This is a genomic window from Pseudomonas sp. B1(2018) (assembly GCF_003097365.1).
Taxonomy (GTDB): domain Bacteria; phylum Pseudomonadota; class Gammaproteobacteria; order Pseudomonadales; family Pseudomonadaceae; genus Aquipseudomonas; species Aquipseudomonas laurylsulfatiphila.
Window position 1 is genome coordinate 20,227 of the sequence record NZ_PYUK01000031.1, and the last position, 26,645, is coordinate 46,871.

The window sequence follows — 26,645 nt, forward strand, 5'->3', positions numbered from 1 at the left end:
TGAGGAACAAGGCATGAAAACAATAAAGACTTGCCACACCCCGCGTGCCCTGGCTATTGCCATCGCACTGTTGCTTGGCGGGAACGACGCTTTCGCCAAATTGACCGATGCAGAGGCGGCGCGCCTGGGTAACGACCTCACTCCGGTTGGCGCCGAGAAGGCCGGCAATGCCGATGGCAGCATTCCAGCCTGGCAGGGCGGCCTGACGGCTCCTCCGGCAGGCTGGAGTCCGGAGAAGGGCTACGTTGATCCGTTCCCGCAAGACAAGCCGCAGATGGTGATCACCGCGGCCAATGCCGATCAATACAAAGGCAAGCTGTCGCCCGGCACCCTGGCTTTGTTGAAGAAGTATGACAACTTCAAGATGCCGATCTACCAGACCCGGCGCACCGCCGCACTGCCGGCTGAAGTCACCGCCAAAGCCAAGACTCAGTCCACTCAGGTCGAGTTGCAGGGTTTCGGTCTGAGCAACCTCAATGGCTCGAACATACCGTTCCCGATCCCGAAGAACGGTCAGGAAGCAATCTGGAACCACTTGGTTCGCTACCTGGGCGGTGGCTTCGAGCGGACCTATCACTGGTTCCCGGTACGTAGCAGCGGCGAGTTCTACAAGGTTGGTTTCCGCGAAAACCGCGTGTTCGACCAGAACATGGATCGCAGTATGGACAACCACCTGTTTTCCTTCCTGGGCTACTTCCTCGAACCGGCCACGTTACAGGGCACGGTCTACCTGGTGCGTGAACCGGTGGACCAGGTCAAGGAAGCGCGCTCGGCCTGGATCTACAACGCCGGTGCCCGTCGTGTGCGCCGCGCGCCGGACCTGGCGTATGACAACGTCAGCGATGGCACCGAGAGCATGCGGGTGACCGACCAGTACGACGGCTATAACGGCGCACCCGACCGCTATGACTGGAAACTGGTCGGCAAGCAGGAAATCTATGTTCCGTACAACGACTACAAGCTGTCCGATAAGTCGCTGAAATACGAAAACATCCTGCAAAAAGGCACCGTCAATGCCGACCTGATGCGCTACGAACTCCACCGTACCTGGGTCGTCGAGGGCACGCTCAAGGCCGGGCAGAAGCATATCTACGGCAAGCGCGTGATGTATCTCGACGAGGACAGCTGGACCGTGTTGCTCGAAGACGCCTACGACACTCGCGGCCAGCTATGGCGCATTGGCGTGCACCCGATAATCCAGTTCTATGACGTCGGTGTGCCGTGGTACCGCGCCAACATCTTCCATGACCTGAGCAACGGCAACTACATGGTCTCGGGCCTGGACAATGAGGTCAAGCAACCCTGGAAGTTCGGCGTCAAGGGACGTCAGGCCGACTTCCAGCCCGATGCCCTGCGTCGCGCTGGTCACTAAGCCCTCAGGCAGTCTCAAGGCGACCCGATTGCGGGTCGTCTATTACAAATACAAGAGAGGAGCGGCCAATGGCTATTTTGGGCAAGTCCGTTCACAGGGTGTTGTGGGCGGCACTCATCGCGGCATCTGCTGTACATGCCGAGACGCCTGGCTCGATCCAGACCGGGATCAATTCACAGCGAATCATCCTGCTCGATATCCAGCGCGTGGGCAGTCAACTGCTCAGTGCCGGCGAGCGCGGCTGGATCCTTCGTTCCGCGGATGATGGGCAACATTGGCAGGGCATTCATACGTCAGCCGATCGAACGCTGACCGGGCTTGCTTTCGCCAACGACCGACTGGGTATCGCCGTTGGACATGGCGCGACCCTGTTGCGCACCACCGATGGCGGTCAGCAATGGACAGCCGTAGGAGTGGACGGTATCGGTCATGATTCGCTGCTCGGTGTCACCTACCTGGGCGGCCAGCATTTCGTCGCCTATGGCGCATTTGGTCACTATCTGGAATCCGTCGACGCTGGCTTGAGCTGGAGCAAGAAAACGGTGATGGGGGAGGACTTTGATCGGCACATCGCCAAAGTGCTGAAGGTCGGTGGTGACCTGTTCCTTTTCGGCGAGTCCGGCACCCTGCTGCGCTCGCGTGACCTGGGGCTGAACTGGGAAGCGTTGCAATCCCCTTACGAGGGTTCTTTTTTTGGCGGACTGCAGACGCCAAGTGGTGCGCTGTTGGCTTTCGGCATGCGCGGCAATCTGTATCGCTCAAACGACCGGGGAGATACCTGGCAGCTGATTCCCCTGGACGCCAAGGTTGCACTGCAAGGGGGGCAGGTTTTGCCTGACGGGCGTATCGCCCTGGTCGGCAATGCCGGGTTGCTGGCACTGAGTAACGACGATGGCAAAAGCTTTGAGCTGAGTCACGCCGCCCGTGGCGGGCTCTCGCAGATTGTTGCGGTGACCGGCGGTGCCCTGGCCGTGGGCGATGCCGGTGTTCAGTCTCTGAGCTTGACGCAAGCGACAGCCAATTGAGGTTTCTATGAGTAAGTACCACGACAATCAGGGGCTCGAGCTTGTGGGCGACGTTCAGGTGCTCGACCGCCACCACTTCTCCCGTAGTCTGGTCGGTCGGGTGTCCTGGTGGATTTTTCACTTGCGTCGCCCGCTTCTGATTTTTTTCATTCTATTGACGCTGCTGTTTACCTTCACCGCCACACGACTGCGTGTGGAGGCGGGCTTTTCCAAGATGATCCCGCTGCAGCATGAGTACATGCAGTCCTTTCTCAAGTATCAGTCGGTTTTCGGCGGCGCCAACAAAGTATTGCTGGCGTTGAAGAACGAAAAGGGCGAGATCTTCGACCCCGGATTCATGGAGAGCTTGCATCAGGTCACCGAGGAAGTTTTCTACATCAAGGGCGTCGAGCGTAGCTCGGTCACTTCGTTGTTCACCTCCAATGTGCGCTACAACGAGGTAGTAGAAGACGGCTTCAGGGGCGGCAACATTGTTGCGGCCGACTTCTCCGGTACTCCAGAGCAACTGAAGGCGGTGCGCGAAAATGTGCTGAAGTCCGATTGGGTCGGCCGTATCGTCTCCAATGACTTGAGCGCCGCCATGGTGGTGGCGAACTTGCAGGAAGTGGACCCGGAGACCGGCTTGCGCCTGGATCTGCAAGCGGTCAGCCAGTCCCTGGAGGCGATTCGCGCCAAACACGAAAAAGATGGCGTCAGTGTGCACATCATTGGCTTCGCCAAGTCGACCGGGGATATCGCGGACGGTGCCGCCGGGGTGCTGCTGTTCTTCGCCGTGGCCTTCGTGATCACCGCACTGTTGCTGTATTGGTATTGCGGCTCGCTGATGCTGACGTCCTGGGCGTTGGTTTGCGCCATGGTCCCGGTAGTATGGCTACTGGGTCTTCTGCCGCTGTTGGGGTTGGCACTCGACCCCATGTCGATTTTGGTGCCGTTCCTGATTTTCTCCATTGGTGTCTCCCATGCGGTGCAGATGACCAACGCCTGGAAACTGGAAGTGTTGCATGGTCACGACAGCATTACCGCTTCGCGCAATTGCTTCCAGAAGCTCTTCATTCCAGGTGCCATGGCGCTGCTGGCCAATGCACTGGGGTTCCTGGTAATCGCCTTCGTGCAGATCGAGATGGTGCGGGAACTGGCCATCACCGCGACCTTGGGGGTCAGCCTGATGATCCTCACCAACAAACTGCTGTTGCCGATCCTGCTGTCTTACATGCGTATTTCGGCCAGGGATGCCGAGCGTCTGCGGGGCAAGGAAACCTCTGGGGACTGGCTGTGGGAGCACCTGGGGGGATTGGCAACCCGAAAGGGCAGTGTGCCGGTCATCCTGATTGCGGTGGTTCTGCTCGGTGTCGGCATGTGGCAGGCGGGAAAGTTGAAGGTGGGAGACACGGGGCAGGGTGTCCCGGAGCTGCGTGCCGATTCGCGTTATAACCAGGACGTGGCGATGGTCACCCGTAACTTCGCCATCGGCGTTGACCTGCTGCAGGTGGTGGTTGAGGCAAAGGGCAACGAGTCGCCCTGTGTTGACCGCAACATTCTGGGCAAAGTCGAAGATTTCGAATTCGAGATGAAGCAGACCCCGGGCGTCGGTACGGTGCGAGGGCTGGCGGGCTATGTCGGGCAGATCACCCAGGGCTACGCGGAAACCTTCATCAAATGGCGCACCATTCCCGAGGAGCAGGCGCAAATTGCCCAAGGCGTGGGTTTCGCCACGCGTCTTGGCAATGAACTGATGAACTCCACCTGCAGTGCGATGCCGATCTCGCTGTATACCGAAGATCACCAGGCCTCGACTATCAGCAACATCATCGAACGGATCAAGGCGTTCAAGGTAACCCACGACGGCGATGACCTTCGTTTTCAACTGGCCAGTGGCAATGTCGGGGTAATGGCCGCGACCAATGAGGCGGTCGAGGCGGCGGACAAGTGGGTGAATCTCGCGCTTTTCGGCTCGGTGACCTTACTCTGCCTGCTGAGTTTTCGCTCGCTGCGTATCACCCTGTGCATCATTCTTCCACTGGCGCTGGTCACGGTGCTGTGCAACGGGTTGATGGCATGGCTGGGTATCGGTCTGAAGGTCAACACGCTACCGGTGGTGGCACTGGGCGTCGGGGTCGGCGTGGATTACGGCATTTACTTGTTCGAGCGGATCAAGCACGAAATGCATTCACGTCATTCGGACCTGCGTCAGGCGTTTGTCGAAGCGCTGAAGCAGCGTGGCACTGCCTCGTTGTTCACCGCCATGACAATGACGGTGTCCGTGTCCACATGGGTGTTTTCCACCCTCAAGTTCCAGGCCGACATGGGCGTGCTGTTGGCGTTCATGTTCCTGGTCAATGTCTGGGGCGCCATCCTGTTGCTACCGGCACTCGCGGCATGGCTGCTACCGCCGGTGCACGCCGGCAAGCATCCTGCGCAGCCACCCGCAAACTAACTCCATGCAGTACTTTGGCGGCCTTCGGGCCGTCTTTTTTTGGGGGGAGTCAGGGGTGCTACGCTTGTATCGATACGCTTGGGCATCTGCCAGTTTGCTGCTGCAAAGGAGTGGGCTGAAGTGTGGGTTGGGAAACTTTACCAAACCCCAGAAACGACAAAGCCCTGAATAATCAGGGCTTTGTCGTATAAAGATGGCGGAGGCGATGGGATTCGAACTCATGGACCTGTTACAGTCGACGGTTTTCAAGACCGATATTCAAGTCCCTTTATTCTGCGGTGTGCAGTTCATTTTCGTTCTAATACGATTTTTTTTGCCACCTCTACAGGCCGCATTCTACAAGGGGTGGTATTAGGGTTTTGTAACACTTATTTGGCTATTTTGAGGGCTTAGCAATGGCGCCGACACGACGGTAAACGCGCTCGGTAATGTCGCCTTTGGTATGTCCTAGCAGCAAGCTGGCTTCACCAATATCCGTGATCTCAGATGCCGCTTTCGGACGGATGTCTCGAAATTGAAACTCTGCAATTCGGCTCGCCAAGAGCATGTCACTGCTATCAAGTGCCGCTCGCTTTGCCTTCTCTCTTGCCTCATCCCATCGTTTACGCAGCATCGTAGCTGTCATCCGTTTTCCTCTTTGACTCACTATCAGATAACTCGACAGATGCTGCGCATTTCGCTTGGCGATCTGGGCGATCAGCAAGCCCAGGCTGTTTGCAGAGCCGTCAGTGGTCGTCTGTATCCGAAGTTTTTTGCTGGTTTTGTTTTGCTGAACCATCAGGAATCCTCCCTCGATGTCATCCTTGCGCATTACTAGTACGTCCGCTGGCCGTTGACCCGTCAGGTAAGCCAGGTCCATGGCATCTTTCAGCTCTTGACCTGCCTTCTGGTACACCGCATTCCAAACCGCGTCGTTTGCGTAGTAATCGCGTGGGGTTTCCTTGTTTTTACGGACTCCTTGGCACGGGTTTTCCTTTGTGGTTAGACCCCATTCTCGTGCCATGTTGAATACGTGGGAGAGGGTGGCGATTTCGCGATTTGCCCGCACTTTTGCCGAGCGTGCATCCCTGTAACCAGCAATTGCTGCAGGTGTTATAGCATCGATAGGGGCGCTGTCGAACATGGGCCGTAGTTGCTTGATTTCTGAGAGGTTGTCCTTTTGGGTACGTGCAGCTTTTTTGGGGACAATGTCACGAATGTACCTATCGAAGATACCCTTCATGGTTCGAAGATCGAGAGGCACCTGCATGGCTTCGAGTTCAGCCCATTTGATCCGGGCCTTGTCCAGGTCTTTGCCTAACGGTATCGCCTTTCCGGAAATGTCTAGGTAGTAGTAAGCAATCCAAGTTTTTCCACTTTTCCGGAGGCGTGTCCACTGATACATCCTTGGCGGTAAGTTGCGTGTTTCGGCCTTGCGGGGACGCATATCAATTCACTCGTGAGAAGTCTGGCGTCCATACTGGCGCTGTGGGTGTAGGGGTCGGGTTGAGATAAGTAGGTATCACCATGCCCAATTTCATGCGGGCATAGTGCCGACCAACTCGTGGGCGTTTGCGGCTTACCTCGAACACCCACTGGCGATCTATTAGCCATTGTTTTTGAGACGCTGGGGCCTTATAGCCGGTGAGTTCCACGAGCTCGGCGGGCGAGAGGATTTCGGATTCCATGTGATGCTCCATGCTGCGCGTGGCGGCAGAGGTGGTTAAACTTGCTCGCGTTCTAAACGGAGGCAGTGAGGGGGAGAATTACGCGTAGTTCTTGCTGATGCGCTTGGCGATGGCTTCGAGTTGTTCGGCCATGCCGTTGACACGGCGTGACACCTCGGCGGTGCTGTGGACGTTGCGGTCGCTCAGGATCTTCGCAGCCAACAGGATCAACCAGGCTTCGAACTTGAGGCGGATGAGGCACTTCATGCTTTCAGTTTTGGCGAGTAGGTAAGCGTGCCGTCGAGGATCGCTTCCTTGATTGCTTCAAACTCCCAGGCGTAAAACTGCGATTCGACGAAGATCCGCAGTTCTCCGTAGTCGTGCTTCTTGCGGCGAATGAACGCTTCGGCGGCATCTTTCGTAAAGTGGCAGTTCACCATCTCCCAGCGCTTGTTCCAGCCGGTGACGGTGTGGCTATCCAGTTCGCTGAGGATTTCCCATTGGTTATCGTCGTCGAGATCGAGGAAGCTGCATTCCCGGTCAGCCTTGGCCTGGTCGTTCAACTGCCCTTGTGCCGCTACATCCAGGTCATCCCAGTACTCGCGCGGGCTGAACCACGACCAATCGTCAACCAGCACCACCAGGCCCTCTGCGTAGTCACGCTCATAGCCATAGTCGATTCGCTTGGTCTGCACGGTAAACAGCGCTGCTGATGTGCAATGATCGCGAACACCGGCGCCAACGCAGTCATGACGCAGGCGCTGTAAGAAGTCCGTCCAAGTTGCAGCGCTGAGGTCGTGGCCGATTGCCAGGCTCGGCGTCGGCTCAGCGATTTTGTGTTTTGTGGGCATGGGGCGTCCTATGCCGGGCCATGCCCGGGCGGTGGAGGGTGGTAAGGGATCAGCTAAAGTTGAGCGATCGACAAAAAGGAGTTGTGTTATGGCCTGTCCAATTTGCGGAAACGAAGAGGCGGTTGAACATCAAACGTTTGGCGGAGGCCTGCGCTTCCATTGCCAGCCTTGCGGTGGCTTTTTTCGAATTTCTTCCACTCTCGAGACTCTGGCCGAAGGCAAGATCTTTGATATTGACCGGTCCCGGGGACGCCTCGAAGAAGTGCGCGAACTGAAAAAGCGAGAACCGTACGATCCAAACCGTCCTCAGGATTTAGAACCAACCCTTACCTCCGATGATCAGGGGGTACTTATCGATCCGAGTTGAGCTGTCGAAGGATTCGCATCCCTATCCAGCGGACGACGGTGACTGCCTTACTGTTTCCGGTCGCCTTGCGCCAAGTCATGCTTGCAGTTTCGATGCCGCTGCAAACGCTTCAGAAAGTAATGGGCGTAGTGGCACCTTGTTAGTATATGATTCTGATCTTCATGTTAAATGTGGTTTTGAGGGGGGCGCAGGATGTTCAAAGATAACCAAGTAAATCCATTGACAAATGGTTTGATGGGAAACGCTCCGTCGTCACTAATGCCGACGCCATATAATCCTGTAGTTAGAGGGCTATGGTACAGCCAGAAAATCATTAAGCTAGACGGTTGGGTCTTTGAAGAGTGCCGATTTGATAACTGTAAGCTGATAATTGAAAGTCCTTACTTCTCAATTAGAAATTGCTACATCGATGCCACTAATGCTATCGAAGTTAACGGGGTTTTGATGAATGTTGTGAAGTTCATAAATCTTATCCCCGGCCAGCAGAGTCATCCATACTATAATGCCGTAAAAAATCCAAATGGCACTATAACGATTGGGGCTTGATATGGAAGTTAAAGCCGCGGCTGAAGTAAAGGTAGAGCCGAAAGGCAACCATATAATGGTTAATCTTCTGGTTGCTGCTTCTGTGTTATTTGGTTTTCACTCTGTATGGCTATACTCGGAAAGCAAGCCGTTCGGCCTTTCTCTGTTGCTTACGGGAGTGTTTCTAGTCCCTGGTTTGGCGTCATGGTGGTTGTCGCACCGCAATGAGTCTCTACAACAATCTCATCCGTTTTTACTTGGCGTTGAAGATGGGGATAAGCAGATAAAGGTAACTGCTGACGTTAGAGCTCTTCCGCCGCTGGATTATTTAAAAGGACTTTTGAGCGAGTATTCCGCAACGTTTTACAGAGAGCCATTGCCTGAGCCAAGTGGTACGGTTGGGGAGAATGGGGAGCCAATTGCTGGCCGCGTGAATGAAGCGTTGGCGATTGCGAATAATGCAAATAAGCAGGCACAAGTGCTAAGCGAAGGTTTGGCGAAGAGCCTAAAGGGACAATCATGCCAATTGCCTCTGAGTGACTCCCCTATCGTTTCAACCTATCTAGAGGTTGGTGATAAAGCCCAATAGCTTGCAAGTCTGCCTCAGTCACTGTCCTCAGTGACTGGGTGCGACAGCAGCAATTTGGTTGGTGCGGGGGTATTACGGATGACCGGCATGGGACCGGGTAGGGAGTGGAAATGAAGCAAGTCGATTTGAATGGCCTTGATGCAGATCTGGAACCTGATGGCGAAAAAATTCACCGCTTGGCGCGCATTGGGATAAGTACACTACCCGTTGTAGGTGGGCCTCTGATGGAGATTTTCAACTCCGTTCTCGAGTCCCCCCTGAATAGACGTCGAACCGAAACGATGGTCCGAATCGGGGAGGTCATGAATGAGCTCATCGAAAAAGGAGTGGTTACTGAAGAGGGGCTACAGGAGAACGAAGCCTTCATCAGCACGGTAGCTGAGGTTTGCTCCATATCTCTTCGAAATCATGAGGCAGAAAAACTTGAGGCGTTACGCAATGCAGTAAAAAATTCTGCACTCCCGAGCTGCCCGCCAGACGACTATCGTCAGCTGTTTCTAGGTTTCGTGGATGCTTGTACAGTTACCCATATAAAGTTACTGCACTTGTTTCGCGATCCGAGAGCATGGATCGCCAAACAAGGGCGGGAGGTTCCTCAAAATTGGTATATGGGAGGGCTTACCCAAGTTATTGAGTACTCAATTCCTGAACTGGCGAGTCAGAGCGCGCTGTACACCCCAATATGGAAGGATCTCTATCAGCGTGGTCTTGTGACCACTGATAGCCTTGGAACAACGATGGGTGTTGATTCTATGCTGGCTGGAAGAGCGACACCTTTGGGTGCTAAGTTGATTGAGTTTTTGAGCTGAGTTATTCGTCATGGTGGATGCGCAACTCTTCACGCTCATAGGTCAGATCCAACCTTCGAGACACGTTTTCGCTGATCGTGATTTCGTGTCGCGGCGGGTCAACAGTGGCGCAGACTTTTGGGGCCCTAATCCATGAAGATGATGAATCATCAGCGTGATGGCCTCGCCATGCTCCTCAATGCCGTGCCACTCCATCAATTCAGTCAGTGCCTATCGGGTACGGCCCAATGCATGCATTCGCAACTCTTCCTCGCCGCTCGTCTTTCTCTTCGCCTCGGTCTTCGCTGACCGGGCTTTCTGATTTGCTGCCATGGTCAACCTCTTCAATTCCGTGGGCCGGTAAATTCAGCCATGTCTGTCGTCGGCGCTGGCGTACCTGGTTGCTGAGGCTTCTCATGCTGCCCTCTGCTGATTCCAGACACCCACGGCGTCGAACACCTGGGCGGCTTGCTCTTCAGTCAGCGATATTTCGGCGGGAATGGCGATCCAGCCCGAAGCAACCCGATGATTCGGATTGCTCTCGGCGACCAGGTCTTTGTAGGTTTCCTCGATCACGTCTTCGAGGTGCGCGGCCAGATAGTTGCCTTGGGGAGCAACCTCTACTGATTTAGTGTAGCGGTGCCCTTGTTGATCGCGACACTGGACGCTGACATAGATCGTCCAGCGGTGGGCGATGTCGCAGACTGCTTCTGCCATGCGCTGCCCTGGCGGGATGCTCTTGCAGCTCTTTCTGTTGATCATCCCTTGGCGTCCGCTGGGGTCGATGTGGACCACCGCGACGTGATTGGCATTGACCAGTGCGCGGCTCGCTCGCTCTAACCGGGTACGCATGTTATTGGGCTTTCGCTTTTTCATAGCGTCACCGCAATCTGGCGATTGGCCTTTGCTTCGAACTGCATGGCAAGGTCGTGAGCGGCCTTGTAGGTACCACGGAAGGCGCAAGTCTTGCCAGTGGTGAGGTCTTTAATCTGGTACATGCCGAAGCTTCCGCCGGCGATTTGGTAGCGCACCGGTTTGGCTGAGGCTGGTTGTCCAATACGGGCGAAGTACCCGACCCGGACGGCACTTGATTGTTGCAGCGGCACACCGAGGTCATCGATGCGCTCTTGAAATGATGGATGCATAGTTGATCCCTCGGAGTCGGTTAGGTGTATTCATCAGCAGTCCGGCCACCTGCTGGTGGCCATTGGGCAGGGAAGGGGGCTGCTTGATAAATTGCAGGCGTAAAAAAGCCCGATCGGAACCGGGCCAATATTTGCGTCACAAAGACCTGCTTAAGTGATCGCAGGTGGTGCCATCGCGGACTTCGACAAACCCGCCTGAATGCGCTGGGTGATTTCTTCTCGATGCACCAGAACATCTTTAGGTGCGCTTGTTCCGATACGTACCTGTTTGCCGCTAACCCCCAGCACAGTGATCGTGATGTTGTTACCTATGTTGATGCTTTCGCCTTCTTTGCGAGTCAAAATCAGCATTGTCCATTTCCTTGCGTGAGTGGGTTTCCCAATGCCGCCTTGCGAGAAGCGGCATCAGTGAAACGTCATTGCATTACGCGGATTTCATTGCGAGGGAACCACGTACCGTCAAGCTTCACCATGCAGCCAACAAAGGCGGCGTAGCGAGTCTCTCGGTCAGTCTGGAAGCCGTAGTAGGAGCAAGTAGCCCGCGAGGCCAGACTTCTCAGCAGCATGCAGCCCACGATCAGTGCCAGCAGGATCAGCAGAACCTTTGTCGCGGACTTCACGCCTCGATACCGTAGTCAGCCAGGCGCAGACCGAAGTGCATGCCTATTTCCTTCAGCACTACCAATTCTGCTGGCTCGATCTGACCATCGGCCTGGGCAACGGCAAGAATGTTGACGAAGGCTTCTTCCGCGTCCGCCGGAGCGTTTTTGATGTCGGCCAGTTCCCGTTTGATCTGCACTCGACCTACTTGGAAGTTGGCGTTCAACTGGCCTGTGAAGCGATTGATGGTCTCGGTGATCTCGCTGCCGAAGTGCGTCAAATTCGGGTTGGAGCGAATCAGCTCATCCAGCTTGGAAACCTCGCTGGCTTCAATTTCTCCATCAGCCGCAGCGACCAATAGGCCGCCACCAACGATGGCCTGCATCAAGTCGCGGTTAACGACTTTCTTCATTTCGGCCTGGGCGTTGCCGACTTGCTTTCCGAAGAGCTTTTTTATTCCGAACATGGTGATTTCTCTGGGGGGTGACATCCCGATGCACCCTGTCGCCAAGGTGCAGCAGTGATGCTGTCCGTCCTATTGCCGCCGGAGGGGCGGGGCGCATTGCTTGCCGGGTCATTCACGCGGTTCTGGCGTTTCACCATCGAGCAGCCGTCCAGGTTGTTCCTGTCGTGGGCAGGCCTTCGGGCCTGTCTGTTCGCCGGTCGCCGGTAGAGGCAATGCGGTCTGTTGTTTGTTGCGCTGATTGTTAAAGAGTGGCGCGGCTTTCGCTGCTGAGCCGGTTATGTGTCGGCATGGGCGAAATATAGGTGTACACATAAATTGAGTCAATGGGTAAACCCATATAATTTCTTGTGGACGTAAAAAAGCCCGCAAATCGCGGGCTCCTTCTATAGGTCGGCGTATTTCTGCCAGCCAATCCTCACGCTGTCTTCTTCTAAGCGCTCGACAGTGATCCCGTCAGTCTCCTCGAGTTCTTGGATCACTCGTTCCCATGCCGCAGGGGACTCGTTGGCGCGTCTGGCAATCTTGATTGTCCGTACCTTTTGCACGTTTGGATCGGACACTAGGCGTTGAATACGACGGCCGACTTGTTCGTAGTTGTTAAGCTTTTGGGTAATGCCGGTAGCGCCATGATTCATTCCTGTCTTCCTTTGTTTTTCTATATGGATAGACAGTATTTAGTTCTAGGTAAGGCAGCAATCCGGAAAGAGCACGTGTGTACTCTTTCGGGTTTAGCTCGAAAAAAAGCCCGCTGAGTGCGGGCTGGTTCATCACCTGAATAGCGGTAGGCGGCGTACTAGAGCTTCCCGGTCATACGCACTGCTACTCCAATGATGCGGCAGTTTTCATCGCACTCGACCATTTTATAAGCTGGGTTCAGCGGCTTCAGATAACGAATGCCGCCATCTTCTACCAGCTTCTTGAATGTCGCCTCGTTGCTCGCGGGCAATTTGGCAATAACAAGCTTGCCAGGTTTCACATCAGCCTCGGTGTCTACCAGGATCATCATTCCTTCAGGAACGCTGACACCTGCGGGGGCGGTCATAGAGTCGCCTTTTACCTCAAGCCAAAAGGCAGGTCCTTTGGAGTCGTAGTCAGATACTTCATATCTGTCTGAAAAGCCGTCGGGGTATGGCTGCACAGCTTCCTCCCAACACCCGGCTGAAACCCAGCTGATCACTGGATATCGATAAAGCATCTGTGGTTGAACCACGTCTTTTACGTTGGGCTGTTCGGTAGTGTCTGAAACCATCGGGCCAGACCCACTCTCAATCCAAATGGCCGAAACCCCACAAGCCTTCGCAATGGAAGCGTTATAGGAGGAGCGTTGTGATCTCCCCCGTTCAAGATCAGAAATAGATGCCTGATCGATTCCCACGAGCTTTGCTAGCTCAGCTTGGGTAAACCCGGCGTGCCGTCGAGCGGCCTTGATTCGTTCTTTATATTCCATCGTTCGATTATTACTGGCGAACCCATATCGTTGCAAAGTGGTATGCCCATGATCTACGATATGGGTATTCACATAAGTGGGCGTAGTATGAAGACCATTTTCAAAGACCTTGTTGCCTTCTTCGGTACGCAAGAGGCCACAGCAGAAAAGCTCAAAGTCGATCAAAGCACAGTTTCTGGCTGGGTCCGGGGTAAGCACGGAATGTCTCCTGTTATTGCCAAACGGGCAGAAGCCTTGACCGACGGGAACTTCAAAAAAGAGGACCTTTGCCCTGCTTTTCCATGGGCCGAAATGGTGGCTTGAATTGACATTCGAATCGCTCCAGCCCCCTGAGAAATATTTTGATACCGGTAATGGCGTAGCGCTACGCGAGAAGAACTGAGGTTTTCGCAATGGAACATTTCGAAAGAACACTGCATCGGGAAGTAAAGGCTGATGGCGGCACCGCCCTGGCAAAACGTATGGGCGTGAATGAGACCAGGTTGCTTGACTGCGCCAATCCGAATCGTGAGGCGCATCGGATGAATCTAGAGATGTTCGGCCAAGTGCTTACCCATCTCTCTGTCGAGTCCCGGGCGATTGTTCTCAACGCGCTACTCGATGAGTTCGGGTACTCGCTGGTGGCGAAGGAAGTTACTGAGGTGAAAACCCTTCCTGCCGCGCTGGCACTTGTTGGAAAGGAGTTCGCGGATCTGACGGTCGCTGTACATAACGCGTTGGTGGATGGCCGCGTAACACAGATCGAGAAAGCGGGAATCTGTAAAGAAATCGCGGATGTCCGGCGCGAGGTTGACGCCATTGAGGCAGCAGTGAAGGTCGCCTAAATCACAGGAACAAAAAAGCCGACGGAGAAGGTCGGCTGATTCGCAAAACTAGAGAGCAGCGATTATGCACAGCCACATTGTCTTGAGCAATACCTCCGATGTCGTGACTCGTTTCAGTGAATCGCAAAACGTGTCATGTCACACCATGTCTTCACGCGAGATCGCCGAGCTGACTGGCAGCACGCACGACAACGTACTGAAAACAGTCCGGGGGCTCGTTGCCAAGGGTGTCGTTTCGTCAAACGACACCCCCTACGTCCACCCACAAAACGGGCAGATCTATCGCGAGTTCTTGCTATCTCAACGTGACACCTTAGTGGTGGTCTCGGGCTACAGCGTCGAACTGCGCGCGAAAATTATTGATCGCTGGCAGGAACTCGAAGCCCAGTTCAGTCAATTTCAGATCCCGGCGACCTACGCCGAAGCGTTGCAGGCAGCCGCTGACCAAGCAAGGGATAACCAGTCGCTGCGATTGGTCATTCTCGATCAGGCACCAAAAGTTGCCGCGATCAAACGTCTGGCGGCGGCCGGTGGAGCGATCTGCATCACCGACACTGCCAAACAGTTACAGATCCAGCCTGCGAGGTTGTTTGCCTGGCTTGAACAGCATCGGTGGATTTTCCGCCGCAAGGGTTCAAAGCGCTGGGTCGCTTATCAGCCGCGCATCACCGCCGGCTACATGATCCACAAGGTAACGGCCTTGACGCCCGATCCGGAGAGCGGCATCGAGCGCGTGGCATTCGATCCAATGGTCACTCCCAAAGGCCTTGCCCGTTTGGCTGAATTTAATGTCGGAGCCTCGCTGTGAGTGTTCAAGCAATGTCCTGGGCACTCTCTTTGCCCATCGATTCCCTGAAAGATTCAAGCGCACGGCATGTGCTGCTGTGCCTAGCCAACTATGCCGGCTCGAATGGCGCCGGTGCTTTTCCATCGGCCGCCACCCTGGCTCTGGACACCGGTCTGTCCGAGCGTACCGTCCGCTACAAACTGAACGACCTGGAAGAGGCCGGGCTGATTCAGGAGGGCAATCAAGCCATCGCCGCCGTACACATCGATCGCCATGACCGCCGTCCAGTTGTGTATGACCTTCAATTATCTCGGGGTGCAAATCCTGCACCCCGCGCAAAACGGGGTGCAAATGACGCCACGGGGTGCAAATCACAACAGAACGGGGTGCAGCCTGAGACAGAACGGGGTGCAGTATCTGCACCCAATACGTCACTTAACCATCAAGTAACCGAACAGCAGCAGCAGCGCGAGATTTCCGATGTCATGGCCGAGCAGGACCAAGCGGCCATCGCTTCACCGGATGATCGTCAGCGCTTTGCCATGTTCGCCACTTGGGAGCCGAGCGAGAAGGCGCTGGCTGATCAGCTCACGATTGCCGGTCTGCCTTGTGACGCCCTCACCAGTGACTTGCTCGCTGGCTTCAAGGGCTTCTTCGTTGCTAAGCCCGCGACCGTCGACAGCGCGTCTGGCTGGTGTTTTCGCCTGATTCGTTGGGTCAAACGTGAGCAAGTCAAAGTTGCTTCCAGTCCATCGGTGTCCCCTGATTTCGATGACTCCAGCTGGGCTGATGATCTGGGGGATTTGTGATGGAGCTGAAAGCGCCGCGTAGCGCCAGTCAACTTCTGAGCAAGATGGGCAACCTACCACCCGTGACTCTGGTTCAACCGAAACAATTGCCGCCTGGTACCGCTGACGTCGTCAACGCGCTGTTCAAGGAGCTGCAAGCGATCTTTCCGGCTTGGAAACAGGCGTGGCCCGATGATGAAGCCTTACGGGCTGCGAAACGCAGCTGGGTCAAGGCATTCATCGCCGCCGGGATCAATACCCTTGAGCAGATTCGGTACGGCTTGCAGAACTGCCGACAGCACGGCGGCGATTTCGCGCCGAGCGTCGGCAAGTTTGTGAAGTGGTGTCAGCCAACGCCTGAAATGCTGGGCATTCCATCGCACGATAAAGCCTTTCGTGAAGCGCTGGTCAATTTGGACCCGAGCCGAGCGATGTCCCGCGAGTGGTCGCACCCGGCGGTACGTCATGCCGCGCTTCAATGCGAGATGCATAACCTGAACAGCCTGGTGTCCGAGAAGGCCAGCAAGGTCTTTGATCGCGCCTATGACATCACCATCCGGATGTTGGTCAGCGGACAGCCGCTCGAAGACATCGCCATTGGCATCGGCCACGACTCGCAAAAACCCGAAACGCAACTTGCGGAAGAGTACGGCGAGGCGCGCTTGTTGATGACCATGTCACAACAGTTGATCCCGCTTGACGGCAAGGTCGCTCGCGCCGAGTTGCTGGCTCGCTTTGCCAGTGGCCCGGGAAAGCGCGAGCAGCAACAAGCCTCGCTTCCACGTACCCGCTTGAACTCCCTCCCTGATCCATTCAACCGCACAGGTGGCTTCTGATGAATGCAGCCAAGCAACAAAACATGCTCGCCGGGCAATCCTCACTTGCCCGCAAGGTGTTCCAGGTCGTACCCATCCAGGAGCGTTGGAGTGCCCACGACATTTTCAATTCGTTGATGGTTTCCGAAGCCACGGGGGCCCAGTTCCCAGCTGTCCGTCGCGGCTTGGGTGAGTTGAAGGAGGCAGGTCTCATTCGCGAACCCGTTAACGGTCACTATCAGCGTACCGCCGTCACCATCAAATCCCCGAGAGAGCGGAGCATGCCAAAAGAAACCCAGTCAGCCGTTTTGACCATTAAAAAAGCCGATGTCAGTGCCCTGGATACGTTGGCGGTGCTGTCTGGCGAGGTCATCAGCTTTGCCGAGGAGGTCGGACAGCGGATGAAAAAGCTGGCGGTGCGTATTGAGGAAGTGGCGCTTTCCGTCGAGGCGGAGCGCGAGGTCAACGCTGACGCACTCGAAAAATTCAAGCTGCTGCAATCTCTGCTGAAGGGGGGCTAATGGGCAAGCGCTTGGTGATCGGTTTGGATATGCCTGATCGCCTTCTGGCTGTGCCGAACCCGGCGAACTATCGGTTCGCCGTGTTCTGCTGCTCGTTCAAGATGGATATGGGCAGCACCCCCGACCACGCTTTGGCGCTGTTCGTTGACCACGCAATGGCCCAGCGCTACGGCGCCTGGATGTGGCCGACCACGTTTCAGGTCGTTGACCTAGACAATCCTCTCGGAGCCCAAAAATGACGCCCTTGGCTAAGACCCTGACGGTAAAGCTGTCGGATGCCGAGATCGAACGCAATGCCAAGAAGCTGCATGTTCGAGATCTGCGTGATGCCAGTCATCCGGCGTTGCACTTTCGCTTTGCGAAGAACCGTTCCCGTGGCTCTTGGTACCTGCTCAGCAAACGCACTTGGCACCGTATCGGCGGCTTCCCTGATCTGAGCACCAAGCAAGTGGTCACGGCACTGCCGGCAGTACGTTTGCGCGTGGCGGCCAACGAAGGTTCGGCGCTGTCCAAGTGGGTCACGATCAGCGAGCTGTTGGGATGGTACGCCGAACGTATGTCCCGTGATCGCAGCCTTTCCAGTAAGCGCAAGAGCACTGCCGCTTCGGCCATCAAACGTCACTTGATGCCGTGTCTGGGTGACCTGCCTCTCAGCGATATCAACAAAGCCATGCTCGACAGCGAGCTGATCTGGCCATTGCAGGAAAACTACTCAGCGGGCTATGTGCAGCTGGTGTTTAAGCTGCTGGTCCAGGCGATGCGCCAGGCGTTCAAACTCGGTTTTATCCGCGTTAACCCGATGGCGGGAATCAAATTCAGCGACTTCAGCAAGATGAAAATCGGAGCCAAGCCTGGCCGGTTGCGCGGTGTTCAGTTGCCGCAGCTACTGGAGCAGTTGTCCCAGGTCGTGCTGACGGCACCGGGCGACGCCATGTTGGCGCTGATGATGCTCTGTCATGGCACGCGTATCGGCGAAACCCGGCAGGCTCGCTGGTCGCATATCAGTCTGGCGGAGCGCGAGTGGTTCATCCCGGCGGAGCACACCAAAACTGGTGTCGGGCATCACCTACCGCTGACGGACCAGGTGCGCGAGCTACTGATCCGTTATCGCGACATTCAGCAAGCCAAAGGGTATGACGGCCAATTCCTGTTTCCGGCGCGCCATGGCAAAGCTCTCAGTGAAGGGCAGGCCAGTGCTGCATTCACCCGGTTGGGGCAGGGTGAATGGACCAGCCACGATCTGCGCAAATTGGCTCGTACCGGTTGGGCAGACATCGGCATTGACCACCTGATCGGCGAGCTACTGATCAACCACGCCATGGGCCACAACGTGAAGGTGTACATCCAGTCGGACGTCATGAGTCGCAAGCTCGATGCACTGGAGCAGTGGCACATCCATCTAGACCAGAAGGGTTTTTCCCTGATCCACGGGTTGACCGGTGTTAGATCCGAAGATTCCGGTAAACCTCTGGAGGCCTTACAGAACAAGGCCTGCGATGCCCTTCAAGAAACAACCACAGGAGAGGATTTAAAACATGCAGAAAGGGCAGGGGCTTGGCTTTAAGAGGCAGAGGATCGAGCTGGAACCTTGCCCGACCTGCAAGGGCAAAGCGGTAGTGAAAGGGCTGTTTTATGAGTTGATTTGTACTGCTTGCAACGGTTCAGGTTGGGTTATTCGGGGTAGCAGGTTGGTGCTTTCTTCGGACGAGTTAGTAACCCAATTGAGCTTCAAATTGCAGCAGGCTCAGCGCGAAATTGAAGTGCTCCATCAGGGCTCGTCGATATCTGGCCCAGCCGAGTACTACCAACAGAACAACCGTCGCGGTGCCGGCGGAACGAATTTCACGGGGGATTGAGTGATGGTTAATCGGACGCTGATCAGCGAACTGAAGAGGGCGGTAGCATGAAGATCAATTCCGCCCGCCAGGCATGGCATGACTGCAACTACAACCCCGCCCCCGGTCAGACCTCTGATGCTGCCGTGCTGGGTGTTGTGGTGCAGAAAACCGAGCGCGGACCTACGGCTGATCATGCGATCCATGCGACGTTAGCTGGCCAGGTTCAGTCGGCAATCGCCCGTCTTCACAACACGTTGCGTGCATTCGGTAACGCCATGTACGCAGCTGAACCTACCGATGATGATCGGGAAGAGGCAGAAGAGGCCGTGTTCAATCTGGCATGCACCCGGGCGGCACGCATGACAGCCGATAAGAGGGAACGCGCCGAGTACGTGGCCAAGGGTGTGTTCCGTCGTTATCGCTACATGCATCAGGGCGGCCAGTCGGCTAATGATGACCCGCTGATCAAGCCTGAACAATTCAGGTCCTGGATGAATGCCGAGTACGGGGTCAGGCTTCCATCCGCAGCCTGGGGTCGGGATTGGGAGCCTTTTGTGCAGCTCTGCTTTGACGCCTGCTACGACATCGACGCGAAGGCTTTGAGCCCGATCGGGGGACTGATTTACAAGATGAAAGAGGCTGCTTGACTTCCCGCACGGCTGGCGGCAATATTTCGCCACTGTTAGAGTTTTGCCTACGGCAACTTACTCATAAATCAAAGAAAACCCCGCCTTCGAGCGGGGTTTTTGCGTTTAGGCCGACTCGACTGAGACCGTCAGGCGTTTGCCCAGGGCAGCCAAAGCGCTTTCGACCTGTTCGATTTTCGAGCTGTGTTCAAAGTCGACAAGTCGATCTACTTTCGATTGAACAGCACCCAACAGGCGGCACAAGTCAGCTTTTCGCATGCCCTTATCGCGCATGGCGTTCCACAGTGCGATCTTGGCGTTGACGAGCGCGGACAAGTGTATGACGTGCTGACCTTCCTTCGCAGGCGATGCCTGGGGAATGTGCCGTAACTGGTCAACATAAATCGACAACGCCACCTCAAGGCCTTCGGCAGCGTTGTGCAGCAACTGCTCAAGCGTATCGCCAGCGCTGTGTGCCTCTGGAATGTCGTCACACGATGACCAGAATGAGCCCACATCTTCTGTCACGTTGATCGCATAGTCGTACATGGTGTTACCTCTTGTGGAGCTGATGACCCGGAGTTCAATGGGTGGAGCCTCAATCCTTGAGGCCCAGTTGTTTGATGATTGCCCTTCTTGTCCCTTCGGCCATCTCCTTGGCGCCGTGGTCTGGAAGAGTTGTCTGTTTGCTTCCGTAGTAGAGTTTGAAGTGGCTTCCTTTTGCCGTATTCGAAATCTCTACCCCTTGGGCTAACAGCCACCGCTTGAACTCGTTACATTTCATCAGCTCTCCTCTGTCTGTCTGATGGATTCAGTATATACCATAAATGGTATATATCAATGCATTTGTGATGTGTTTGTGAGTTTTCCTATTTCTAAGGCCTCGCCATTGTGCGGGGCTTTTTTGTGATCCTTCTTCCGAGCCTCGGGAGGCAACAGAGACCCCTGAACATGCCGGACAAACCCGATACCTGGGCCATTGCATTTATGTGGCTAAGTCAGCATTCACAAACTATTTGGGCGGCATTTCTGTCGTTGTGCATGACCGTGCTGCGTGTGTTCTACACAGGCGGCACTTGGAAAGACGCGCTGATCGAAGGCCCCATGTGTGTCTTGCTATCCCTCAGCATTATTTGGGGCTTCGAGTTGATGGGTTTGTCGTCGTCGCTTGCCCAGCCGGTTGGTATCTGGGTTGGGTTTCTTGGGGTGAAGAAGGTTGCCCACTGGGCCGATCGGATTGCTGAAAGCAGGTTTCCTAAATCGGATTGCTAAATGGTCAAGATCAAGATCACGCCAGACATGCTGCCCGTGTCCGAAGCGCTGCTGGAGCTGGAGAAAAAGCACATTCCGCATGTGCTTACCCTGACTGCGACCCGATTGGCCCAGCGGGTCAAGAAGGGTGAACTGACCGTCATGGCTCAGCGCTTGGACCGGCCAACCCGGACCACGATGAACAGCCTGTTCGTCAAAATCGCCACCAAGAGCAAGCCAGCCGAAGTCTATTTCAAGGACTCTTGGACCTCGGGTATACCCGCTGATACCTATCTTCAGCAGACTGTCCGGGGTGGACCACGTCCGCATAAGCGCTTCGAAAAATCGCTGATTTCGAACGGCCTGATGAGGGCCGGTCAATACGCTATTCCCAGTCCGAATGTCCTCGATAGGCACGGCAACGTGTCGCGCGGCTTGATGAACAAAATCTTATCAGGCCTCGGTGCGGCAGAGAGCCGGCGCGGCTACAAAGCTAATGCCACCGGCAGCAAGCGCAGTCAGCGCAAGGGCAATGCCCGCAGCTATTTTTCCGGTGTTGTCGATGGCACGGCCGGGGTGTGGGAGCGTAAAGAAACCGCGTTCGGCGATGCGGTCCGGCCGGTGTTTGTGTTCAGCCGCAGCGCGCCGGTGTACCGCACGATCTTCCCGTTCTTCAAGATCGCCAACAACATCTGCAAGGCCAACTACAGCGCTGAGTTCCGCGGTGCATTTGCCGATGCAATGGCCACTGCCAAGCCCTGACAACGAGCAAGAAAGGCCGGTTTCTGGCGGGTGATGCTCGACTTGTTTGCCCAGGCGAAAATTTAACGGGTCCTCCCGAGGGGGTGGGGGGTAGGGGGTAATTCGGGCCCCGCTGCTTCGCTATATATGACCCATTTTTGAATCGAGGTTGTTGTTTAGTCCATGGCCAATCCGACCATCTCCCGCGAGCCTCATTGGCTGAACAAATCGCGCATGGCTACCAGCCTCGGCATCACGACTCAGGCCTTTGATAAATGGGGCGTTCAGCCCGTTGCCAAGATCGGCCGCGATGTCTTCTACGATGTCCGGTCGGTGCTGGATAACCGACTCAAGCATCAGGTGACAAAAGACCAACCTGTCGACGACAACGGTGATCCGATCGATCCGCTGATTGAATACAAACAGGCGCAGCAAAAATTACGACTGACAACTGAGCAAGCGGACGCTCAGGAAATGCGCAACAAGGTCAAGGCCAAGAAGCTGGTACCGGTTGATTTTTGCTTGTTTGCGTTGTCTCGCCTGAGCGCAAAGCTCGGGTCCACCCTCGACACCGTGCACTTAAAGGTTAAGCGCAAGTGCCCCGACATCGAGGTGCGTCACCTTGAGGCGATCCAGCGCGAAGTCGCCGTGACGCGTAATGATGCGGTCGGCTTGGCTGATCTTTTGCCGGAGTTGCTTGATGAGTTTGTCGACACCTTGGATGAGGGCGCTGGTTGAGGGTGTCCGCAAGGGACTCGCCGGGCTCTACAAAGAGCCGCCGCGCACAGCGGTTGAATGGGCCGATGAGCATTTCTATCTGTCGTCCGAGTCGTCCTATCAGGAAGGGGATTGGACGACAGCGCCTTTTCAGGTCGCGATTCTCAACGCAATGGGCAACGACCTGATCCGTGAGGTCAACGTGCTGAAATCGGCGCGGGTTGGCTACACCAAAATGCTGGTGGCCAACATGGGCTACAAGGTCCAGCACAAGAAACGCAACGTCATCGTCTGGTGCCCAACCGATGGCGACGCTGACGGCATGATGAAACGGCACATCGAAACGATGATTCGTGACAGTCCTGTGGTGCGCGCATTGGCGCCTTGGTATGGGGTGAAGCATCGCGATAACACACTGGATGAAAAACGGTTCGATAACGCCAAGATGCTGTGGTGCCTGGGTGGCACGGCGGCAAAAAACTACCGGGAGAAAAGCCCGGATGAAGTGATCTATGACGAGCTTTCGAAGTTCAACGCGGACATTGAAGGCGAGGGTGCCCCCACCATTCTTGGCGACAAACGCTTGGAAGGTGCCACGTTCAAAAAGTCCATACGCGGATCGACCCCGACGACAGTGGTGGTCGCTGACGACAATGAGGAAACATCGGGGGAGGGCTGCCAGATCACGCGGGCGGCCAATGATTCCCCGCACTTTCTTCGTTTCAACATCAAGTGCCCGTGCTGCGGGACTGAGCAGTATCTGAAGTGGGGCGACCCGGCTACGCCGTTCGGTATCAAGTGGGCCGTGGACGAACTGGGGCAAGTGGTGAAGGCCTGGTATCTGTGCGAGTCCGGCCATGGCTGTACCTTCGAATACCATGAAATGGTCGCGGCATCCGTCTACGGTCGCTACATCTGCGAGCGGACCGGTATCTGGACGCGTGACGGCATGGACTGGTTCAACGATCTGGACACTTCAATGCCGTCGCCGCGTTCAGTGACTTTCCATATCTGGACGGCGTATTCGGAGTTCGTGACCTGGGCCGAAGTCGTCACGGAATGGCTCAAGATCAAGAAGGATCGGGGCAAGCTCAAGACCTTCGTCAACACCACCTTGGGCGAAGCGTGGGAAGAGGACCAAGGCGAGCAGCTGGAATGGCAGCAGTTGCATGCGCGTCGGGAGATTTACCCGCAAGTGCCGGCTAAAGCGGTTGCCCTGTTCGGCGGTATTGATACCCAAGATGACCGCTACGAAGGCCGGGTCTGGGCGTTTGGCGCAGGTGAGGAAGCATGGCTGGTCCATAAGTTCGTGCTGCAAGGTGACCCGGGCAGCATCGAGTTACGGGCCAAGGTCGGCATCGAGATCCACAAGACCTACACCCGGGCGGATGGCACGGTGATGGGCGTCGAGCGTTGGTGTTGGGACCAAGGTGGTCACTACTGCGATGAAGTGCGTGAGGAATGCATCAAGCACGGCACCCAGTGGGTAATCCCTGTGTTCGGTGCCTCGACCTACGGTAAGCCAATAGCGACCTGGCCGCGTAAGAAAACCAAGGTCAAAGGCGGACGTGCGTATCTGGTCGAAGTGGGGACCGACAATGCCAAAGAGCTGATCTATGGCCGCCTCAAGATGCAGCCGGACGGTTCGGGTGCGCCTGTGCCTGGCTGTATCCACCTGCCTGCAAACGAGATGATTTGCGGCGAAGACGAGTTGCGGCAACTGACTGCCGAGCGCCGCAAGTGGGTGATTGTCAAACACCAACGTGTCCAGCGCTGGGACGCCGGCGGGCGACGAAACGAAGCGCTCGATTGCCTGGTGTACGCCTTGGCGGCGTTACGCATAACGCAGCAGCGCTTTGGCATGAATCTCGATCTACTCGCACAGCAGTTGCCGTCAGGTACCTGGGCTGTGCCGATGAGTCACGAGCAGGAAAGCAAACGGGCCACCGTTGCCGCTCTGACACCGACTACGGTGTCGGTGCCTGAGGTAGAGCCTGAACAATCATCCGACCAGCCCGCCGAGTCGGGTGGCTGGCTTAATACAGGACAAGGCGCATGGCTATAACCGCTCAAGACATGGTGGACCGTTATCTGGAGGCCGAACTGGCCATCCTGCAGGGCAAGGAAATCCTCTTCAATGGTCGCAAGTTGATCATGGATGACCTGGAGGAAATCCGCGCCGGCCGATTGGAATGGGAGCGCCGGCTGCGAGCACAACAGGCAGCGGCGGCGGGGCAACCGCCATACGCTTTGGCGACATTCCGATGAACCTGCTGGATCGCGTGCTGGCCCCGGTGTTTCCCGGGCTGGTGGCTGACCGTCTGCGTGCCCGTAGCACCATCATGGCCTTTGAAGCGGCGCAGGCGACCCGAACCCACCAAGCCAAAAAACAATCGGCCAGCGCGGACCGCTCGCTGCAGCGTTCGGCGCGCTCTTTGCGCGAGCAGTGCCGCAAGTTGGACGAAGACCACGACATCGTCACAGGCTTATTCGATCGTCTGGAGGAGCGAGTGGTGGGCGGCATGGGCATCGCGGTCGAGCCGTTTCCCTTGAGTTACGCCGGGGAAGTGCATCTGGAGTTTGCGGCGCAAATCAAGGCCCGCTGGGCCGAGTGGTCGTTGCGCCCGGAAACGTCTGGCGAGCTGTCCCGACCGCAGATGGAGCGGCAGGTGTGCCGAACTTGGCTGCGCGATGGCGAAGCCTTGGCACAGAAACTCAAGGGGCGTGTGCCCAGCTATGAGCATCTGAGCGTGGTGCCCTTCGCTTTGGAGTTGCTGGAGCCGGATTACCTGCCGTGGGAATACAACGATGAAGCCAAGGGCATTGTGCAGGGTATCGAGCGCAATCAGTGGCGGCGGGTCCGGGCCTATCACCTGGTCAAGCACCACCCTGGGCATGCCGCCGGTTTTCAGCTGACTTTGACCACCAAGCGCGTGCCGGTCGAACAGATGATTCATATCGCGCACCGCAAGCGCATCGGTCAAAACCGCGGCCAACCTCTGCTGCATGCCGTGCTGATTCGCTTGGCAGACATCAAGGATTACGAGGAAAGCGAACGGGTTGCCGCACGTATCAGCGCGGCACTGGCCATGTACATCAAAAAAGGCACACCGGACGACTACACCACACCATCGGCGGTGAATGGTCAGGCTGCCGCTGCTCGCAGCATTCCCATCGGCCCGGGCATGGTGTTCGACGGCCTGCTGCCCGGCGAAGACGTCGGCATGATCGAAAGCAATCGGCCCAACCCTTTTCTCGAAGGCTTCCGCAACGGCCAGCTCAAGGCTGTGGCCGCCGGTACCCGGGGCACTTACTCCAGCGTGGCGCGCAGTTATGACGGGACCTATTCCGCACAGCGCCAAGAGCTGGTCGAGGGGCAAGCGGGCTATGACCTGTTGCAACACGAATTTATCGACTACTGGAGTCGCCCGGTCTATCGCGAATGGCTGCACATGGCGATTGCCAGCGGGGTAATCCAGGTGCCGGTCGACGTCGATCCGGACACCGTGTTTGGCGCGATTTACCAAGGGCCGGTGATGCCTTGGATCAACCCAATCCACGAGGCCAATGCCTGGAAAATTCTGGTCGAGGCCGGCTTTTCCGATGAATCGGAAGTGGCGCGGGCGCGGCAGCGCAATCCGCAGGAGCTCAAGCGTTCCCGGGCTTCGGAAATCAAAACCAACCGGGAACAGGGACTGGTCTTCAGCTCGGACTTCTATCACGAGACCTATGGAAAAACGCAAAACAATGAACAGCAAAACAAAGCTAAGCCTGCCGATGATGAGGCCGAGGGCCTCGATAACCCCGACGAATAAGCCCGGCGAAAGCTGGTACTCGCTCCGTGCTGCGCAGCAGCGCGGGGTGGTCGAGGTGATGCTGTACGACGAAATCGGCGCCTGGGGTATTACCGCCAAGCAGTTCGCCCGTGATCTGGCCGCCCTGGGTGACGTGTCACACATCAACCTGCACATCCACTCGCCGGGTGGCGACGTGTTTGAAGGGACCACCATGTACAACCTGTTGCGCGGCCATTCGGCGCGGGTGGTGGTGTACATCGACGGTCTCGCCGCTTCGATGGCCAGCGTGGTGGCGATGGCGGGGGATGAAATCAACATGCCTGCCAACGCCATGATGATGATTCACAAACCGTGGGGTGGGCAGGTGGGTGATGCCGATGCCATGCGCGAGTACGCCGATTTACTCGACAAGGTCGAGAGCACGCTGATTCAGGCGTACATGCGCAAGTCGGGCAAAGCGATCGAGGACATTCAGGCGCTGCTCAAGGCTGAAACCTGGATGGATGGCAACGAAGCGGTGGCGGCCGGTTTCGCTGACAACGTGCTTGATCCGTTCAAGGCGGCCGCCCAACTCACTTCAAAACGCATGCAGGAGTTCACCAATATGCCTACCTCGGCAAAAAATCTGTTCAATCCACGCGGTTCTGCTCCAACCCCTGCGCCTGCGCCTGCTCCAGCCCCAGCC

At 56.2% G+C, this 26,645-nt stretch carries 36 protein-coding genes; 23 read left to right on the forward strand and 13 right to left on the reverse strand.

The window, feature by feature from the left end; translation table 11 throughout:
* Positions 1-13: 13 nt before the first annotated feature.
* The 3 genes from C9422_RS30500 (at position 14) to C9422_RS30510 (ending at position 4,831) form a co-directional block, all read left to right on the forward strand.
* Positions 14-1,372 carry a DUF1329 domain-containing protein gene (locus C9422_RS30500; RefSeq protein ID WP_116583211.1) on the forward strand — a complete coding sequence of 453 codons (1,359 nt, stop codon included), beginning with the start codon at positions 14-16 and terminating at the stop codon, positions 1,370-1,372.
* A gap of 68 nt (positions 1,373-1,440) precedes the next feature.
* Complete coding sequence (locus C9422_RS30505; RefSeq protein ID WP_116583212.1) at positions 1,441-2,397, forward strand: YCF48-related protein; 957 nt, start codon at positions 1,441-1,443, stop codon at positions 2,395-2,397.
* Positions 2,398-2,404: 7 nt separating this feature from the next.
* Complete coding sequence (locus tag C9422_RS30510) at positions 2,405-4,831, forward strand: RND family transporter (RefSeq protein WP_116583213.1); 2,427 nt, start codon at positions 2,405-2,407, stop codon at positions 4,829-4,831.
* Positions 4,832-5,207: 376 nt separating this feature from the next.
* On the opposite strand, the gene C9422_RS30515 is transcribed toward C9422_RS30510, so the two are convergent.
* The 4 genes from C9422_RS30515 to C9422_RS30525 all read right to left on the reverse strand — a co-directional run bounded on the left by C9422_RS30515 (position 5,208) and on the right by C9422_RS30525 (position 7,328).
* The gene (locus C9422_RS30515; protein ID WP_116583214.1) at positions 5,208-6,257 is read right to left on the reverse strand and encodes a tyrosine-type recombinase/integrase; all 1,050 of its coding nucleotides are present in this window, start codon (positions 6,255-6,257) and stop codon (positions 5,208-5,210) included.
* Position 6,258: 1 nt separating this feature from the next.
* Positions 6,259-6,510, reverse strand: coding sequence for a DUF4224 domain-containing protein (locus C9422_RS30520; protein ID WP_371924944.1), 252 nt, complete (start codon positions 6,508-6,510; stop codon positions 6,259-6,261).
* A gap of 66 nt (positions 6,511-6,576) precedes the next feature.
* Complete coding sequence (locus C9422_RS32340) at positions 6,577-6,744, reverse strand: hypothetical protein (protein WP_165824830.1); 168 nt, start codon at positions 6,742-6,744, stop codon at positions 6,577-6,579.
* Positions 6,741-7,328, reverse strand: coding sequence for a hypothetical protein (locus C9422_RS30525; RefSeq protein ID WP_116583216.1), 588 nt, complete (start codon positions 7,326-7,328; stop codon positions 6,741-6,743). Before C9422_RS30525 ends, C9422_RS32340 begins: the two co-directional genes overlap by 4 nt.
* 88 nt (positions 7,329-7,416) lie before the next feature.
* Between C9422_RS30525 and C9422_RS30530 the strand changes: the two genes are divergently transcribed.
* The 4 genes from C9422_RS30530 (at position 7,417) to C9422_RS30535 (ending at position 9,618) form a co-directional block, all read left to right on the forward strand.
* Positions 7,417-7,695 (forward strand): hypothetical protein, encoded by a 279-nt coding sequence (locus C9422_RS30530; protein WP_116583217.1) that lies wholly within the window; start codon positions 7,417-7,419, stop codon positions 7,693-7,695.
* 192 nt (positions 7,696-7,887) lie between these two features.
* Positions 7,888-8,241, forward strand: a complete 354-nt coding sequence (locus tag C9422_RS32115) for a hypothetical protein (RefSeq protein WP_133249049.1) — start codon at positions 7,888-7,890, stop codon at positions 8,239-8,241.
* 1 nt (position 8,242) lies between these two features.
* Positions 8,243-8,809 carry a hypothetical protein gene (locus C9422_RS32120; protein WP_133249050.1) on the forward strand — a complete coding sequence of 189 codons (567 nt, stop codon included), beginning with the start codon at positions 8,243-8,245 and terminating at the stop codon, positions 8,807-8,809.
* A 110-nt stretch (positions 8,810-8,919) separates the two neighbouring features.
* Positions 8,920-9,618, forward strand: coding sequence for a hypothetical protein (locus C9422_RS30535; RefSeq protein ID WP_165824831.1), 699 nt, complete (start codon positions 8,920-8,922; stop codon positions 9,616-9,618).
* Positions 9,619-10,011: 393 nt separating this feature from the next.
* Here C9422_RS30535 and C9422_RS30545 read toward each other — a convergent pair whose 3' ends face one another.
* The 7 genes from C9422_RS30545 to C9422_RS30575 all read right to left on the reverse strand — a co-directional run bounded on the left by C9422_RS30545 (position 10,012) and on the right by C9422_RS30575 (position 13,453).
* Positions 10,012-10,473: a hypothetical protein gene (locus tag C9422_RS30545; protein WP_116583218.1), complete on the reverse strand. Its 462-nt coding sequence runs from the start codon at positions 10,471-10,473 to the stop codon at positions 10,012-10,014.
* Complete coding sequence (locus C9422_RS30550; protein ID WP_116583219.1) at positions 10,470-10,742, reverse strand: hypothetical protein; 273 nt, start codon at positions 10,740-10,742, stop codon at positions 10,470-10,472. Before C9422_RS30550 ends, C9422_RS30545 begins: the two co-directional genes overlap by 4 nt.
* Before the next feature lie 150 nt (positions 10,743-10,892).
* Entirely contained in the window at positions 10,893-11,093 is a 201-nt protein-coding gene (gene csrA / locus C9422_RS30555) for a carbon storage regulator CsrA (protein WP_116583220.1), read from the reverse strand.
* A 65-nt stretch (positions 11,094-11,158) separates the two neighbouring features.
* Entirely contained in the window at positions 11,159-11,362 is a 204-nt protein-coding gene (locus tag C9422_RS30560) for a hypothetical protein (RefSeq protein ID WP_116583221.1), read from the reverse strand.
* Complete coding sequence (locus tag C9422_RS30565; protein WP_256590049.1) at positions 11,359-11,754, reverse strand: tellurite resistance TerB family protein; 396 nt, start codon at positions 11,752-11,754, stop codon at positions 11,359-11,361. Before C9422_RS30565 ends, C9422_RS30560 begins: the two co-directional genes overlap by 4 nt.
* Positions 11,755-12,191: 437 nt before the next feature.
* Positions 12,192-12,443 (reverse strand): DUF1654 domain-containing protein, encoded by a 252-nt coding sequence (locus tag C9422_RS30570; RefSeq protein ID WP_116583223.1) that lies wholly within the window; start codon positions 12,441-12,443, stop codon positions 12,192-12,194.
* Between the two features lie 158 nt (positions 12,444-12,601).
* Positions 12,602-13,453 carry a LexA family transcriptional regulator gene (locus C9422_RS30575; RefSeq protein ID WP_178082443.1) on the reverse strand — a complete coding sequence of 284 codons (852 nt, stop codon included), beginning with the start codon at positions 13,451-13,453 and terminating at the stop codon, positions 12,602-12,604.
* A 194-nt stretch (positions 13,454-13,647) separates the two neighbouring features.
* Here C9422_RS30575 and C9422_RS30585 point away from each other — a divergent pair, with 194 nt between their 5' ends.
* The 9 genes from C9422_RS30585 (at position 13,648) to C9422_RS30625 (ending at position 19,475) form a co-directional block, all read left to right on the forward strand.
* Positions 13,648-14,079, forward strand: coding sequence for a phage regulatory CII family protein (locus C9422_RS30585; protein ID WP_116583225.1), 432 nt, complete (start codon positions 13,648-13,650; stop codon positions 14,077-14,079).
* A gap of 145 nt (positions 14,080-14,224) precedes the next feature.
* Entirely contained in the window at positions 14,225-14,887 is a 663-nt protein-coding gene (locus C9422_RS30590; RefSeq protein ID WP_116583240.1) for a phage regulatory protein/antirepressor Ant, read from the forward strand.
* 11 nt (positions 14,888-14,898) lie between these two features.
* Positions 14,899-15,675 (forward strand): helix-turn-helix domain-containing protein, encoded by a 777-nt coding sequence (locus C9422_RS30595; RefSeq protein ID WP_116583226.1) that lies wholly within the window; start codon positions 14,899-14,901, stop codon positions 15,673-15,675.
* Entirely contained in the window at positions 15,675-16,490 is an 816-nt protein-coding gene (locus tag C9422_RS30600; protein WP_116583227.1) for a replication protein P, read from the forward strand. Before C9422_RS30595 ends, C9422_RS30600 begins: the two co-directional genes overlap by 1 nt.
* The gene (locus C9422_RS30605; protein ID WP_116583228.1) at positions 16,490-16,990 is read left to right on the forward strand and encodes a hypothetical protein; all 501 of its coding nucleotides are present in this window, start codon (positions 16,490-16,492) and stop codon (positions 16,988-16,990) included. Before C9422_RS30600 ends, C9422_RS30605 begins: the two co-directional genes overlap by 1 nt.
* Before the next feature lie 29 nt (positions 16,991-17,019).
* The gene (locus C9422_RS30610; RefSeq protein ID WP_116583241.1) at positions 17,020-17,229 is read left to right on the forward strand and encodes a hypothetical protein; all 210 of its coding nucleotides are present in this window, start codon (positions 17,020-17,022) and stop codon (positions 17,227-17,229) included.
* Complete coding sequence (locus C9422_RS30615; RefSeq protein WP_116583229.1) at positions 17,226-18,554, forward strand: site-specific integrase; 1,329 nt, start codon at positions 17,226-17,228, stop codon at positions 18,552-18,554. The genes C9422_RS30610 and C9422_RS30615 overlap by 4 nt, the downstream gene beginning before the upstream one ends.
* Positions 18,526-18,846 carry a hypothetical protein gene (locus C9422_RS30620; protein WP_116583230.1) on the forward strand — a complete coding sequence of 107 codons (321 nt, stop codon included), beginning with the start codon at positions 18,526-18,528 and terminating at the stop codon, positions 18,844-18,846. The genes C9422_RS30615 and C9422_RS30620 overlap by 29 nt, the downstream gene beginning before the upstream one ends.
* A 47-nt stretch (positions 18,847-18,893) precedes the next feature.
* Positions 18,894-19,475, forward strand: a complete 582-nt coding sequence (locus C9422_RS30625) for a hypothetical protein (RefSeq protein ID WP_116583231.1) — start codon at positions 18,894-18,896, stop codon at positions 19,473-19,475.
* Positions 19,476-19,580: 105 nt separating this feature from the next.
* On the opposite strand, the gene C9422_RS30630 is transcribed toward C9422_RS30625, so the two are convergent.
* Together C9422_RS30630 and C9422_RS30635 are read right to left on the reverse strand one after the other, a co-directional pair.
* A complete protein-coding gene (locus tag C9422_RS30630; RefSeq protein WP_116583232.1) occupies positions 19,581-20,003 on the reverse strand; it encodes a type II toxin-antitoxin system HicB family antitoxin in 423 nt (140 codons plus the stop codon).
* Positions 20,004-20,052: 49 nt separating this feature from the next.
* Positions 20,053-20,238: a type II toxin-antitoxin system HicA family toxin gene (locus tag C9422_RS30635; RefSeq protein WP_116583233.1), complete on the reverse strand. Its 186-nt coding sequence runs from the start codon at positions 20,236-20,238 to the stop codon at positions 20,053-20,055.
* Positions 20,239-20,405: 167 nt separating this feature from the next.
* Between C9422_RS30635 and C9422_RS30640 the strand changes: the two genes are divergently transcribed.
* The 7 genes from C9422_RS30640 to C9422_RS30670 form a co-directional block, all read left to right on the forward strand.
* The gene (locus tag C9422_RS30640; protein ID WP_116583242.1) at positions 20,406-20,726 is read left to right on the forward strand and encodes a phage holin, lambda family; all 321 of its coding nucleotides are present in this window, start codon (positions 20,406-20,408) and stop codon (positions 20,724-20,726) included.
* Positions 20,727-21,467: a hypothetical protein gene (locus C9422_RS30645; protein WP_116583234.1), complete on the forward strand. Its 741-nt coding sequence runs from the start codon at positions 20,727-20,729 to the stop codon at positions 21,465-21,467.
* Between the two features lie 162 nt (positions 21,468-21,629).
* Positions 21,630-22,184 (forward strand): terminase small subunit, encoded by a 555-nt coding sequence (locus tag C9422_RS30650; RefSeq protein WP_008015854.1) that lies wholly within the window; start codon positions 21,630-21,632, stop codon positions 22,182-22,184.
* The gene (locus C9422_RS30655; RefSeq protein WP_116583235.1) at positions 22,147-24,228 is read left to right on the forward strand and encodes a phage terminase large subunit family protein; all 2,082 of its coding nucleotides are present in this window, start codon (positions 22,147-22,149) and stop codon (positions 24,226-24,228) included. Before C9422_RS30650 ends, C9422_RS30655 begins: the two co-directional genes overlap by 38 nt.
* Complete coding sequence (locus C9422_RS30660) at positions 24,219-24,431, forward strand: primosomal replication protein PriB/PriC domain protein (protein ID WP_116583236.1); 213 nt, start codon at positions 24,219-24,221, stop codon at positions 24,429-24,431. Before C9422_RS30655 ends, C9422_RS30660 begins: the two co-directional genes overlap by 10 nt.
* A complete protein-coding gene (locus C9422_RS30665; RefSeq protein ID WP_116583237.1) occupies positions 24,428-25,978 on the forward strand; it encodes a phage portal protein in 1,551 nt (516 codons plus the stop codon). Before C9422_RS30660 ends, C9422_RS30665 begins: the two co-directional genes overlap by 4 nt.
* A partial coding sequence (locus C9422_RS30670; protein WP_256590051.1) for a head maturation protease, ClpP-related occupies positions 25,893-26,645 on the forward strand: 753 nt, incomplete at its 3' end. The genes C9422_RS30665 and C9422_RS30670, both read left to right, overlap by 86 nt.